A 13,632-nucleotide genomic window follows, 5' to 3' on the forward strand; every position below is an offset into this window, starting at 1 on the left:
GCGGAATCCGAATTTCGTCTGGTCGTCGTCGCGGGAAATGGCTGGATGCCTGGCGCAGGACAGAGGAAGTTTGAACGGTGGAAACGGGCAGCGCAAAATGACATTCGGCCAATTGAAAACCTTTTGTTCCCGCCAAACGCGTGACGATACCTTCAGAGAACCTCACCCATGACCAAGCGGCCCCTGAACCTCGATCCGGACAGGTTCTTTCCGCCCGAGGACAGGGTGCGCACCATCGCTCGCGAACTTTATGCAACTGTCTCGGACTTGCCGATCATCAGTCCGCACGGCCACACGGACCCTGCATGGTTCGCCAGCAATGCACCGTTTTCGGATGCCGCCTCGCTGCTCGTGGTCCCGGATCACTATGTATTGAGAATGCTTTACAGTCAGGGCGTCCGACTGGAGGACTTGTGCGTGCCACGGCGCGACGGTACGACATCGACCGACACGCGGGCCGCCTGGCGCTTGTTCGCCAAGCATTTCCACCTCTTTCGCGGCACACCGACGCGCGCCTGGTTCGATCACGTCTTTTCTGAGGTTTTCGGGTTTGACTACCAACTCGATGCCGGCACGGCAGACGCCTATTACGACACGATCACCGAAGCCCTCGCCACCCCAGCCTACCGGCCGCGCGCGATCCTTGACCGGTTCAAGGTGGAGTTCCTTGCCACAACAGAAGGCGCGCTCGACCCGCTTGATCACCATGGGACGCTCAATGCGGATGGATGGGGCGATCGTATCGTCACCACGTTCCGCCCCGACGACGTCCTAGACCCGGCCCGCGTCGGGCTGGCGGAGCGCCTCGACCGACTGGCGGTGTTGACCGGCGAGAGGACGGATACCTGGGAGGGTTACCTGAGGGCATTGCGGGTGCGGCGTGCCTTTTTCAAGGTCATGGGCGCAAAAGCGACAGACCATGGGCACCCCACAGCGCGAACCGCCAACCTGTCAGTCACAGAATGCCGTGCGCTGTTTGACCGGGTGCGCCTGCCCAGTCCCTCGCCCGAAGACTGCGAACTTTTCCGAGCGCAAATGCTGACGGAAATGGCGGGCATGAGCCTGGACGACGGGCTCGTCATGCAACTGCATCCCGGAAGTTTCCGGAACCATAACCCAGCCCTTTTCGCCCAATTCGGGACCGACAAGGGCGCGGATATACCGGTCGCCACGAACTACGTGGACGCCCTCAAGCCGTTGCTCGACAAGCATGGCAATAATGCTGATCTGACGCTGATCGTCTTCACTTTGGATGAAACCACGTATGCGCGGGAACTCGCCCCCCTGACCGGACATTATCCGTGCCTGCGCCTGGGGCCACCGTGGTGGTTCCATGACAGCCCGGAGGGTATGATGCGGTTCCGTCAGCAGGTGACGGAGACCGCCGGTTTCTACAACACAGCCGGATTCAATGACGACACGCGGGCCCTGTTGTCGATCCCGGCCCGCCACGACCTCGCCCGTCGGATGGACTGCCGCTATCTCGCAGGCCTTGTCGCTGAAGGGCGGCTGGACGCCGACGAAGCATTCGACCTTGCGTTCGAACTGACGGATCGGCTGGTCCGCGACGCCTACAAGCTTGATTCCCGCCCAACAGGAATGGACTGAATTGCATGCCGCGTATCGTCGGCCTCGGTGAAGCAATGGGTGAACTGCTGGACCTGCCCGCAGGACAGATCGCGCTGTCGTTCGCGGGAGATGTCTTCAACACGCTTGCTTATGTCGGCATGCTCGGCGCGGATGCGTGGCACACCGAATTCGTGTCTGCCATCGGCAGAGACGTCCTCTCCAGGCGGTTCGAGACCTTCGCGAACGGGCTGGATGTCAGCCTGCGTGTCTACCGGGACCCGGACAGCCCAATTGGCCTCTACATGATTTCAACGGATGCCGATGGCGAGCGCCGTTTCTCCTACTGGCGCGCGAACTCACCTGCGCGCCGGTTCGTCGATACATTACAGGCCGACCAGCGTTTGGCGCTGGACCTAGCCGACATCGTTTATGTCAGCGGCATCACGCTCGCCGTTCTCCATGAAGCACAACGCAGCGCACTCGAGTTGCTTTGCCTCAAGGCCCGTGGGCGGGGCGCACGCATCGCCTTTGATCCGAACTACCGTCCCGCACTGTGGAACAGTGTCGAGGCGGCGCAGCACTGGGTAAGGCGGTTTTACCGCATCAGCTCGATCGTGTTTCCAGGTCTCGAAGATGAAGCCGCCCTGTTCAGCGAAGCAACGCCCCTTTCCATTCTCAACCGACCGGAATTCAGCGGCGCCGACGCGGTCATCATCAAGGCCGGTAAGGGCGGCGCAATGTGCCGTATCGGCGAGGCAGTTCATTCCAGCCCCTTCGTGGTGCCGCCTGAAGTGATCGACACGACGTCAGCGGGAGACGGGTTCAACGCTGCCTGGCTCGTCGGGGCGCACGCCGGTCTCGCGCCCGCCACCTGCCTGCGCTTCGCATCCGAAACCGCGTCAGCGATCTGTGCCCATCCGGGTGCGATCGTGCCTCGTACCGCCCTCCCCCGCCTGTCTGACCTTGAGGACCCATCATGAAGATTACCAGCGCGCGCGTCATCGTCACCTGTCCCGGCCGCAATTTCGTGACCCTGAAAATCGAAACCGACCAGGGTGTGCATGGCATTGGCGATGCGACACTCAATGGCAGGGAAAAAGCTGTTGTCGCTTATCTCGAGGACCACCTTATCCCACTCCTGATCGGCCGGGACGCACACCGGATCGAAGATATCTGGCAATACCTCTACCGCGGCGCTTACTGGCGCCGGGGGCCCGTCACAATGGCTGCTATCGGGGCGGTCGACACAGCCCTGTGGGACATCAAGGCCAAGGCTGCCGGCATGCCGCTCTACCAACTGCTGGGCGGTGCATCCCGCGACGGCGTGCTGGTTTACGGACACGCGAACGGCGCCGACATCGAACAAACGGTCGACGAAGTGGGCCGCTACATTGACATGGGCTACCGGGCCGTCCGGGCACAATCGGGCATACCCGGCGTCAAGGGCGCCTACGGTGTCGGCAAGGGCGGCATGTATTACGAACCGGCCGACAGCACGCTGCCGGAAGAGACATTGTGGGACACTTCGCGCTATCTCCAGACCGCACCCAAACTGTTCGAACGCCTGCGCGAAGTGCACGGGCCTGATATCGAATTGCTGCACGACGTGCACCATCGCCTGAGCCCTATCGAGGCCGCGCGGTTGGGCAAGGCACTGGAGCCGCACCATCTGTTCTGGATGGAGGATTGTACCCCCGTAGAAAACCAGGAGGCCTTTCGCCTCGTGCGCCAGCACACGGTTACACCCCTCGCCGTGGGCGAAATCTTCAACTCGATCCACGATTGCCGGGAGCTGATCCAGAACCAGCTGATCGACTATATCCGCACAACCGTTGTCCACGCAGGCGGCATCACGCAGCTGCGTCAGATCGCCGGTCTCGCGGCGCTCTACCAGGTGCGGACCGGATGCCACGGCGCGACGGACCTGTCGCCGGCCTGCATGGGCGCCGCGCTGCACTTCGATCTGTGGGTGCCGAATTTTGGCATCCAGGAATACATGCGACACACGCCGGAAACGGACGCCGTTTTCCCGCACGCCTACACGTTCAAGGATGGCTATCTCCATCCAGGAGACGCACCGGGCACAGGCGTTGATATCGACGAGAGTCTTGCGGCGAAATATCCTTACGAACCCAAGCAACTGCCGATTGCGCGCCTGACGGATGGTACGTTGTGGAACTGGTGAAGTCCGCTCGCGCGCGTGTTCAGGCGGAGGCGGGCGGCTCGGCCTCCGCCTCGGCGCGGGCGGTCGCGTAACGCTGCGCAATCACGGAGCAAGCCATCAACTGGATCTGGTGGAACAGCATCAAAGGCAGGATCAACGGCCCGACCATCGCCGCGGGAAAGAGTGCGCTCGCGATTGGCACACCCGACGCCAGGCTTTTCTTCGATCCGCAGAACACGACCGTGATTTCATCTTCCTTCTTCAGGCCGAGCAGACGGGCAACGGTCGTTGTGGTCGTCAGTGCCAACCCCAGGATCACTGTGCAGATCAGCAGCGTCCAGAGAAGATCTGACGGTGCATAGCGAGACCAGAGGCCTTCAACCACGGCGGCACTGAAGGCAACGTAGACAACGGACAGGATTGCACCACGGTCAACCTTCGTGACGAGCGCCTTGTAGCGGTCGAGGAATCTGACGAGGAGTGGCCGCGCCAGATGGCCCACCGCGAACGGCAGGAGCAGTTGCAGAGCGATCGCGTATATACTGTCCAGCGACAAGCCGCCGCTCCCGCTGCCCGACATCAGCATGGCCACAAGAAGCGGGGTGAGGAACACGCCGATCGTGCTTGACGCGGAGGCACTGCAAACAGCAGCCGGTACGTTGCCGCCCGCAATTGACGTGAAGGCGATCGATGACTGGACGGTGGACGGCATGAGACACAACAGGAGTATCCCCGCGCCAATATTCGGATCCAGCCAGATATCCGCGACCTGTCGCGCAACAACCCCGAATATCGGGAACATCACGAACGTGGCGAGCAGGACAAGAAGGTGAACCGGCCACGCGCGAATGCCGGCCATGATCGCCTGCCTGGACAGCTTCGCACCATGCAGAAAGAACAGGAGGGCAATTGCGAGATCACTCACCAGCGATGCGATATCGGCAAAGTCGCCGCGCGCCGGCAGGATACTGGCAATTACCACTGTAGCGACCAGCAAGAGCAGGAACCGGTCAATCCTGAGCGCTGCCGCGATAATCCGCGCTTTCATAAAAGCCCCTGTTCGCTGGATGGCCCAGTTAGCTCCTGCCCGACCCCGGGTGGCCCGGAAACGCGCCATACCCTTATATGCCAGCATTGAGATGCGCCAACCTATCGGCGCCGCACCAGCCACTCAACACATATTCCCGGTCAGACGCACAAGATCGCCCGCTTGGCGACAGGCATGGAGCGACGCCCCCCTATGCCACCCGCAGTACCTACCCCCAGGTACCTTGCCGCGCAGGCATGGTCATCGGGACTTCGGCATCCTGCTCATCGTCTTGCCGCACCTTGCCAGCCGTCTGTGCGATGGCGCGGAACAGGGCAATCGATTCCATCTCGCGGCTGTAGGCTTCCGTCTGTCCGACGCCATATTGCCGATTGGCCGACAATTTAACTATCGTGATATTACGAGACGGATTCACGTAGATGAACTGGTTATAGATGCCCATCGCGGCGAACTCACCCTCGTCACCGTCCAGCAGCCACCATTGAAACCCATAGCCGAGATCCTGCCCGTAGCCACGGGGCGCGTCGGGCAATGTCTCCGCATTCACTGCCAGGTGCGGCGCATCCGGCGTCAGCGATGCGCTGACCCAGTCAGACGGCACCACCTGCCGACCATGCCACTGGCCGTGATTGCGATAGAGTTCACCCAGCTTCGCGTAATCCCGCGCCGTCGCGTTCAGTCCGCCGAAAGCCATTTCAACGCCGTCGCTGTCAAGAATCCAGTGGGCCGGCGATTCTGCGCCAATGGGCTCCCAGAGCTTGACCCGCATATACTCGGTCAATGTGCATCCCGTCGCTTCCGCCACGAGAAGGCCCAGCACCTGGGTATCAACCGAGTTGTAGAGCTTGTACTTCCCGGGTTCGCGCGCCGGCCTAAGCGACACTGCAAACTTCGTGAACGACCTGCCGAACGCAAACACCCGGGCGAACCGGTTTATGTCAGATTTCGGGTCGCTATAATCTTCGTTCCAGGATGCGCCCGAGCTCATCTGCAACACGTCCTTGATCCGCACACCTCCGTATGCGGAGCCCTCGAGTTGGGGAACATATTTGGTGATTGGTTCTTCGATCGACTGAATGAACCCTTCTTCGATGGCGATGCCGACAAGCGCAGAAACGCAGCTCTTGGCCATCGACCATGACAGCCAGTTTACGTCGGGACCGCCCGTCAGGGCATATTGCTCGAAGCATAGTTCGCCATCCTTCAGGACGAGGAGAGCGGACGTGTCCGTGGAATTGAGGAATTCATCAGATTGCGAATAGCCATCCTCGAACCGGAACTTACGGGGCAAGCCGATCGCAGCGCCTTCTGGAAAAGGCCGCGGGCGCCGCGACGCCGGCACGGTCGACGTGGGGTATATATCGGCAATCCGGTTGAACCGATTGCTCTGGTCAGCGCCGGAAAAAAGGGAAAGCGCCAGGACGAGCCGATAAATCGTGTCCTTGAAAAGGACGCCCAGCAGGCCAGCGACCGCCAGAATTCCGACGAGGACGGCTCCACCCACCTGCCACCAATGACCGAACATGTTCAACTCCAAACTGCCCGGGATGCGCACGCCGAGCTGCAATCTGCTTCGGAGCGTTTACCAGCGTTTGGTTATCGTTCAGCTTTAGCGAGACCTCGAATGTGGTCGATCCGTGAAACACCTTGGTAAGAACATGGCCTGTCCCACTACCCGACCTGCGTCACGACATCGAAAACTGTTCGTGCATGAGAGTCACAGAGACAATTTTCTGGAGCAGACCTTCAAAGGCGATCTTCTGATCGTCGGGCATCATCTTCAGCATACCGAAAACGTTCCGCGCCCTTGCAGGGTCGAATATGGGCTGCTCGTCCAGCGCCTTTGATGCCAGGACGTCCTGGTAAAACGTCATCATCGGGTCATCGTCTGCAGTGGCCGGGGGCGCCGAAAATGCGTGCTTCTCGCGTTTGTACACTTCGTCCGTCAGGACGTGTTTAGCGGCCTCTCTCAGGACATGCTTTTCGCTGAGACCGCTGACCTTCATGCGCAGGGGCATGTTGGCGGCGAATTCGGCCACTTTGTGATCGAGAAATGGCACGCGCCCTTCGACCGAATGGGCCATCTCCATTCGGTCGGCAAGGGCCGTCAGGATGAAGTTCGGAAGGTGTGTCTTGGAATTCAGGTACAAGGCCTGGTTCAGACGCGCACGCCCGGATACAGCCATCGATATCGGCAGGCGATCCAGTACGTTCGCAATGGGATTCACCGTCGCCATGGAATTCGTCAACTCTTCCCGGTACACGCTCGTGGTGATCCGGCCCAGCTGGTTGTAGGTTTCAATGAACGATGGCACCCAGCCGATGCGGGCTTCGACCTCTTTCATGAAGGGGTCATCACTGCCCTGTCGCATGAATATGGCCCGCGTCGCCGCATTCGATTCAAACATCACCTCGAGCAGTTTTTCGGTCTCGTCCGCCGACCGACCCTCTGGGTGGTGCATCAGGGCGTCACGCTTGAATGTCGGATATCCGGCGAGCATCTCGTCGGAGCCTTCGCCCGTCAAAACGACCTTGATACCGGCCTGGTTGACTGCCTTGCTCAGAAGGAACTTCCCGGCCGAGTTGCAATTGACCAAGGGTGTCTCGGAATGCCAGACGGTTTGAGCATAGGCGTCTGCCAGCTGCTGACGCGTCACCCTGACCGGATTGAAATTGGCACCCGACAAGGCCGCCTGTTTCTCGGCAATCGCAAGCTCGTCATACATTGGATTGTCAAATGACAGCGTGAAACATTCGATCGGCTTGCGCAGATATGGCTGTGCGAGACCAAGCACTGCGCAGGAATCTATGCCGCCGCTGAGATAGCAGGCGACCGGCACGTCAGCCACAAGCCGCCCTGCTATCGCAGCTTCCAGCACGCTCCTGAACTGGTCGATGATATCCTTGTCGGTCCTGGTATCGCTGTCCATGTCTTCGGCAACGGGAAATTTCCAATCCCAGTATTGGTAGGTTTGCAGGTTGCCATCCTTGGCAATCGCATAGTGCCCCTGGGGCACGGAATGGATATTCCTGAACAGCGTCCGTTCATGGTCACGCACCCAGAACGCTTCGAGATAGGTGGCTTCAAGATCCCAGGCAACAGGCACGCCGACAGCAGCCAGCGCCTTGATTTCCGACGCAAAATAGACAGTCCCTTCGTGTATGGCGTAATGCAGGGGCTTGATGCCGAACCGGTCGCGGATCCCGATCAGCGCTTGCTTGCGCTCGTCCATGATGACGATCGCGAACTCGCCGCTCAGCCGTTCGAGCGCCTGCAATCCACGGCGAAGGTAAAGGTGCAAGGCCACTTCGCTGTCAGTATCAGTGTGAAATACAACACCTTCCTGCCGCAGCTCGTCCCTCAGGGCCTGGTAGCCATAGAATTCCCCATTCACGACGATATGGACATTCCCGTCCGCACTGGTGATGGGTTGGGAGCCATTATCTAGGCCAACGATGGAGAGACGGACGTGCGCCAGGAATGCATGTCCGTCATTCGACTGCCAGACACCGGTCTCATCAGGACCGCGATGGTGGATTGCGGTCAGTCCCTTCTCGATGGCGGACCGCTCGACGACCCGCCGTCCAATTCCTGCAACTAGACCACACACAAATCTGCCCCTCGCACTCTTCCCGAAGGGGCCAGTCAAGACGGTATCCCTCCATTTGTCACCCTAATTCTGGCGGAACCACCACCATCTACGGTGGTAGTCGCGGGCGGCGCGACTCAAGGAACGTGAAGGAGGAAGTGGCAGTGCCTGAAGTGCCGGGCTCACCGGAAACCGGGGCTAGCCTGTATAAAAATCACAAAGCGTATCGACCAGCGCCCTGCCGATCCCGTTGGTACATGAATAGTGAATGGTCTGCGCTTCGCGCCGCGCCGTCACCAGGCCAGCGGAGCGCAACTTGGCGAGATGCTGTGAAACAGCCGACGAGGATTGCCCGGTCATCTGCGCGAGCTGGTTGACTGGAAGTTCCCCCTCACTCAGGGCGCATAGAATTTTCAGGCGCGTATCACTGGCCATTGCCTTGAGCACACCCGCAGCTTCGTGAACACGGCCGGAGATCACCTCGAAAGCTTCTGGTGTGGAAGGTTTGTGACGGGCCATCATCGGGTCTCCTCGGTTGCAGGTTCTTCTTGAGCCGCTGGTCCGGCCGGCAGCCAGTCGGGGCCTCGAATAGCTATATAGATTGCCGGAATGACCAAAACAGTGAGGGCGGTCGACGAGGCAAGGCCGAATAACAGGGAAATTGCCAACCCCTGAAAAATCGGGTCCGTCAGTATGACCGACGCACCGATCATCGCGGCCAGCGCCGTCAGCAAGATCGGTTTGAAGCGAACCGCGCCAGCATCGAGCAGCACATCCTTCAAGGGTGTCACGCTGTCCTGGCGATGGCGCACGAAGTCAACCAGCAAAATCGAATTGCGAACTATGATTCCCGCAAGGGCAATGAAGCCGATCATTGACGTAGCAGTGAACGCCGCACCGAACATCCAGTGCCCAAGCATGATGCCAATCAACGTCAACGGTACTGGCGTAAGGATTATCAATGGCACCCGGAACGTCCCGAACTGAGCGACCACGAGGATGTAAATTCCCACAAGAGCGACCCCGAAGGCCAGGCCCATGTCGCGGAAGGTTACGTAGGTCACCTCCCATTCACCGTCCCAAAGGATGCTGACATGCGATTCGTCGTCCGGCTGGCCATACATGCGTACCAATGGCTTTTCGAGCCCCACCCCTGCCCAGTCCAAGGCGTCGATACGGTCCTGAATTTCGAACATGCCATAGATTGGTGCTTCAAACTTTCCGGCCAGCTCACCTGTGACGAGATCAGCGAAATGACCGTCTCGCCGGAAGATCAGTTGAGATCCTTCTGTTTCTGAGACCTCGACAACAGCGCCGAGTTCAACCGGTCCCTGCCCCTCGGCTCCCGCGCGCAGCGGCACCGGAATGGCGGCGACTTCCTGCGACCAGTTCCGGGCAGCCTTCGGAAGCCGGATGCGAATGTCGAGCGGATCCCGCCCTTCGCTACGCGGCGCCGCGCCGACCGTCTGTCCCGTAAAAGCCAAAGTAATCGTATCGAGAATGTCGCCAGGTGCGACACCGTAGGTTGCCGCCCTTGGTTCATCCACGGCAACTCTCAAACGCCGCGCGGGCTCGCCAAGGGAATCATCTACATCGACAATGAAGTCCGTCTCCTCGAACAGGCTTCGGACAATTCCGGCGGTCTGTCGCCGCACATCGGGAGTCGGGCCGTAAATTTCCGCCATGAGAGTCGACAGCACCGGCGGTCCAGGCGGGACCTCGACAACCTTGACATTGGCGCCAGCAGGCAAAGGAACGGCCGCGAGACGTTCCCGCAAATCCAGGGCGATTTCGTGACTGGCGCGCTTGCGGTCTTCCTTTTCTGACAGGTTTACCTGCAGGTCTCCAAGCTCAGATGTGTTGCGCAGGAAGTAATGCCGCACCAGCCCATTGAAATTGAACGGAGCGGCCGTGCCGGCATACGCCTGGATGGTTTCAACTTCCTCGACGTCGCGCATCGCGTCAGCAAGAGCGAACAGTGTTCGTTCCGTGTCTTCCACGGAGGCGCCTTCCTTCAAGTCCACAACAACCTGCAGTTCGGACTTGTTGTCGAAGGGCAGCAATTTGACAGGCACGGACTTGGTGGCGAACAGTCCGAGCGAAGCCAACGTTGCAAAGCCGATTACCAGCAAAAACGTCCACGCGCTGCGGCGCGACGCCACCACTGGCGCCGCGACCCTGCGGTAGAAACGGCTGATGCGGGTTTCCTTCGCATGACCGGAATGGCTGGTCGCCTTCGCACCACCGGCAATCTTCATGATCAGCCATGGCGCTATTCCCACTGCGACGAAAAAGGAAAACGCCATCGCCGCTGATGCGTTCGCCGGAATCGGGGCCATATATGGCCCCATTAATCCGGACACGAACATCATCGGCAAAAGCGCTGCAATGACGGTCAATGTCGCAATGATCGTCGGATTTCCGACTTCGGACACGGCATTGATTGCTGCCTCTGTCCGTGTTCGTCCGTCATCCATCGCCCAATGGCGCGCGATGTTTTCGATGATGACAATGGCATCATCGACAAGGATACCGATCGAAAAAATCAGCGCAAACAGGCTCACCCGGTTGATTGTGTAGCCCATCATCAGCGACGCGAAGAGTGTCAGCAGAATCGTGGTCGGTATGACAATCAATGTCACCAGCGCTTCGCGCCAACCGATCGCAAACGCAATCAGGATCACGATCGACACCGTGGCGAGGCCGAGATGATAAAGCAGCTCGTTGGCCTTGTGGTCGGCGGTCTGGCCATAATTGCGCGTGACTTCGACCCGGACGCCCTCGGGCACAAGGCCGCCCTTCAGCGTGTCGGTACGCGCCAAAATTGCCTCGGCGACTTTCACAGCGTTCGCGCCCGGCCGTTTCGCGAGCGCCAGCGTAACGGCTGGAGCCGCATCAAATCCTGATGCATCCGGGCGTCGATCGAGAGTCCATGCCCGCGATTCCGTCTCGCTGCCGACCACCCGGACGGTCGCGACGTCTGACAGATACACCGGCTGCCCGGCGCTGCCGCGCAACTCGAGTCGCTGCAACATGCCGACCGAATTGATCTGTTCGCCCGCATCGACCTTGAGAACTTCACCATCGCGCCGCGCCACACCGGCAGGCATTGATGTGGCAGCCTGGCGGACGGTTTCGACCAGCGTTTGCAGGGGAATACCATAAGACGCCATCGCTTCGATGTCCGGCTCTACCCGCATTTCCAGAGGCCGCCCGCCCGTGACCGTCGTGACGCCGACGTCGTTTACCTTCATTAGTTCCGACCGCAACTCGTCTGCCAGCAGGCGCAGCGACGTATCGGTCCACACATCACCCGTCCAGGGCTCGGGCGAAAGCGTCAGCGTAACGATCGGGACATCGTTGATCCCGCGGCCGATGATCAGAGGCATCGGCACATTGGGCGGTATCTGATCCATATTTGCCTGGATCTTCTCATGTATCCGCAAGATCGCCGCATCCGCATCGGTCCCGACAAGGAAGCGTGCGGTGACCAGGGCCCGGTCGTCCTGACTTTGGGAATAGACGTGCTCGACGTCGGGTATGGCCTTGATGATCTCTTCGAGCGGCTTGGTTACCTGTTCGACAACGTCAGCCGCGTTGAGCCCCGGGACTGACAGCATGATGTCAACCATCGGAACCGAAATCTGCGGTTCCTCTTCCCGCGGGATTGTCATGAGCGCAATCAGACCGACGGCAAGCGCCGCAAGCAGGAAGAGCGGCGTCAGAGGTGATCGGATGGTCGCGCGGGTGATCGCACCGGAAATATCGGTCTTCATTTCCGCGTCTCGGGGAGTGTTATGACGTCACCGACGCGGAGCCCGGACAGCACTTCCAGTTGTCCATTCACGTCAACCAGCGGCGCAGCAAGCGCCACAGGCGCATCGACGAACCGATCAGCGACCTTCACGCGAACGAAATCCACTCCGTAGCGGGTCGAAACATAATTCGCGGGCACCTGGATGACACGGCGCTCTCCCACCGACACGAGAACGTCCACTCGTTCGCCGACCAGCGCATCCAGTCCGCCCTGTACAGTCGCATCAGCGACGACAGCGCCATCTCGTAACTCCGGATACACCTTGATGACGGTTGCAGTCCGAATGTCGCCCGAGCGGGAGGGCAAGCGCAGGGTCACTGTCCCGCCCTCAGAAATCTGCGACGCGTGGCGCTCGGGCAAAGACAGGCGCACGATACCGTCCAGGGTCGCAAATCGCGCGATTGTCTCTCCCGGCGATACAATAGCACCATCGACAACGTTGACCTGGGTCACACGTGCGTCGGCGGGCGCCTTGATCTGTCCTTCCGCCTGCCGGGCCAAGAGAGCCCTGCGTTCGGCCGTGGCCGAGCCGAGCGACCGTTGCAAAACATTCAGGGCTGTGCGCTCTTCCTCAAGCCGGGCGGCTGGATAGAATCCGTCGGCCTGCAGGGACGCATGGCGGGCAATGTCCGCTTCCTTCTGGCGTACCTGGGCCTGGAGCCCACTTATCCTCTCCGACAGCGCCGCGAGCTGCGGCTGCAGCGTTCCATCGACAATCACGGCGACGACCGTGCCGGCCTTGACCTGAACGCCCTCATCAATGGCCAGACGTGTGACTACACCTTGAAGCCGGGACCTCGCTGTCGCCGTGTCTCCCGATTCCACGCGCGCAACGACGGGGCGATAGTCGACGACAATGCTCTCCTGCACGGTCAGCGTCTGCGCCGCGACTCCTGAACCGGAGACAAAGGCAAAACCCAGCGCCAGAAGGAAGGCGGGAAAGCTAGTAATGGCCATGATCTTCAACCTGACCTGTGGACGGGTTGATCTTGACGGTTGGATTGCCGACTGCCTTCCAAGCCCCAATCCCACCCTCCAGATGACTGGCTTCACACCCGGTCGCCGCCATAAACATGTCGAGCGCCTTACGCGAGCGCTTCCCCGATCCGCACTGGAACACAACCATACGCCGGTCGGATTCCGGAATCGCCTTGACCTCGAAAGTCGACAACGGGTGAAGAAGCGCACCGTGAATACGCTCGTTCGCGAATTCGGCGGGCTCGCGCACGTCAATCAGGATGATCTCGCTGGCCTTCAGCCGGCTGAACACTGAATCGGGGGACAAATCGCGATGGTCGGACATATAGCTTCCTCAAGTGGAGCCACCCCGGTTGAGGCAGCGTCAGCAATCTAACGGCGGAGCGCAGTCACTTCTATGTGACATAATGCGCATTTTATAATTCTCGCATATACATATATGGTCGTTTCGACAAGAACAATTCAG

Annotated in this window: 10 protein-coding genes; 3 read left to right on the forward strand and 7 right to left on the reverse strand. The window is 60.0% G+C overall.

Annotated features, from left to right (window positions below; genetic code table 11):
- Positions 1-168 precede the first annotated feature (168 nt).
- From uxaC to manD, 3 genes are read left to right on the forward strand one after another with little or no spacing between them, the layout of a single operon-like run.
- Positions 169-1,608 (forward strand): glucuronate isomerase, encoded by a 1,440-nt coding sequence (gene uxaC, locus HJO_RS06000; RefSeq protein ID WP_035614940.1) that lies wholly within the window; start codon positions 169-171, stop codon positions 1,606-1,608.
- Between the two features lie 5 nt (positions 1,609-1,613).
- Positions 1,614-2,549 (forward strand): sugar kinase, encoded by a 936-nt coding sequence (locus tag HJO_RS06005; RefSeq protein WP_051618331.1) that lies wholly within the window; start codon positions 1,614-1,616, stop codon positions 2,547-2,549.
- Positions 2,546-3,754: a D-mannonate dehydratase ManD gene (gene manD / locus HJO_RS06010; protein WP_035614942.1), complete on the forward strand. Its 1,209-nt coding sequence runs from the start codon at positions 2,546-2,548 to the stop codon at positions 3,752-3,754. The genes HJO_RS06005 and manD overlap by 4 nt, the downstream gene beginning before the upstream one ends.
- Before the next feature lie 19 nt (positions 3,755-3,773).
- Here manD and HJO_RS06015 read toward each other — a convergent pair whose 3' ends face one another.
- The 7 genes from HJO_RS06015 to HJO_RS06045 form a co-directional block, all read right to left on the reverse strand.
- A complete protein-coding gene (locus HJO_RS06015) occupies positions 3,774-4,850 on the reverse strand; it encodes a bile acid:sodium symporter family protein (RefSeq protein WP_241764679.1) in 1,077 nt (358 codons plus the stop codon).
- 139 nt (positions 4,851-4,989) lie between these two features.
- Positions 4,990-6,306: a serine hydrolase domain-containing protein gene (locus HJO_RS06020; protein ID WP_084141617.1), complete on the reverse strand. Its 1,317-nt coding sequence runs from the start codon at positions 6,304-6,306 to the stop codon at positions 4,990-4,992.
- 160 nt (positions 6,307-6,466) lie between these two features.
- Positions 6,467-8,392, reverse strand: coding sequence for an asparagine synthase (glutamine-hydrolyzing) (asnB, locus tag HJO_RS06025; RefSeq protein WP_035614946.1), 1,926 nt, complete (start codon positions 8,390-8,392; stop codon positions 6,467-6,469).
- Positions 8,393-8,569: 177 nt separating this feature from the next.
- Positions 8,570-8,890 carry an ArsR/SmtB family transcription factor gene (locus HJO_RS06030; protein WP_035615369.1) on the reverse strand — a complete coding sequence of 107 codons (321 nt, stop codon included), beginning with the start codon at positions 8,888-8,890 and terminating at the stop codon, positions 8,570-8,572.
- Complete coding sequence (locus tag HJO_RS06035; RefSeq protein WP_051618332.1) at positions 8,890-12,147, reverse strand: efflux RND transporter permease subunit; 3,258 nt, start codon at positions 12,145-12,147, stop codon at positions 8,890-8,892. The genes HJO_RS06030 and HJO_RS06035 overlap by 1 nt, the downstream gene beginning before the upstream one ends.
- Complete coding sequence (locus HJO_RS06040) at positions 12,144-13,145, reverse strand: efflux RND transporter periplasmic adaptor subunit (RefSeq protein ID WP_035614947.1); 1,002 nt, start codon at positions 13,143-13,145, stop codon at positions 12,144-12,146. The genes HJO_RS06035 and HJO_RS06040 overlap by 4 nt, the downstream gene beginning before the upstream one ends.
- Positions 13,132-13,491 carry a rhodanese-like domain-containing protein gene (locus HJO_RS06045; RefSeq protein ID WP_035614950.1) on the reverse strand — a complete coding sequence of 120 codons (360 nt, stop codon included), beginning with the start codon at positions 13,489-13,491 and terminating at the stop codon, positions 13,132-13,134. The genes HJO_RS06040 and HJO_RS06045 overlap by 14 nt, the downstream gene beginning before the upstream one ends.
- Positions 13,492-13,632 lie beyond the last annotated feature (141 nt).

The organism is Hyphomonas johnsonii MHS-2 (genome assembly GCF_000685275.1).
Classification (GTDB): domain Bacteria; phylum Pseudomonadota; class Alphaproteobacteria; order Caulobacterales; family Hyphomonadaceae; genus Hyphomonas; species Hyphomonas johnsonii.

Excerpts from the sequence above, each read along its gene's own strand:
- uxaC (WP_035614940.1), top strand. The coding sequence starts at position 169 with ATGACCAAGCGGCCCCTGAACCTCGATCCGGACAGGTTCTTTCCGCCC.
- HJO_RS06005 (WP_051618331.1), top strand. The coding sequence starts at position 1,614 with ATGCCGCGTATCGTCGGCCTCGGTGAAGCAATGGGTGAACTGCTGGAC.
- manD (WP_035614942.1), top strand. The coding sequence starts at position 2,546 with ATGAAGATTACCAGCGCGCGCGTCATCGTCACCTGTCCCGGCCGCAAT.
- HJO_RS06015 (WP_241764679.1), bottom strand. The coding sequence starts at position 4,850 with ATGGCGCGTTTCCGGGCCACCCGGGGTCGGGCAGGAGCTAACTGGGCC.
- HJO_RS06020 (WP_084141617.1), bottom strand. The coding sequence starts at position 6,306 with ATGTTCGGTCATTGGTGGCAGGTGGGTGGAGCCGTCCTCGTCGGAATT.
- HJO_RS06030 (WP_035615369.1), bottom strand. The coding sequence starts at position 8,890 with ATGGCCCGTCACAAACCTTCCACACCAGAAGCTTTCGAGGTGATCTCC.
- HJO_RS06035 (WP_051618332.1), bottom strand. The coding sequence starts at position 12,147 with ATGAAGACCGATATTTCCGGTGCGATCACCCGCGCGACCATCCGATCA.
- HJO_RS06040 (WP_035614947.1), bottom strand. The coding sequence starts at position 13,145 with ATGGCCATTACTAGCTTTCCCGCCTTCCTTCTGGCGCTGGGTTTTGCC.
- HJO_RS06045 (WP_035614950.1), bottom strand. The coding sequence starts at position 13,491 with ATGTCCGACCATCGCGATTTGTCCCCCGATTCAGTGTTCAGCCGGCTG.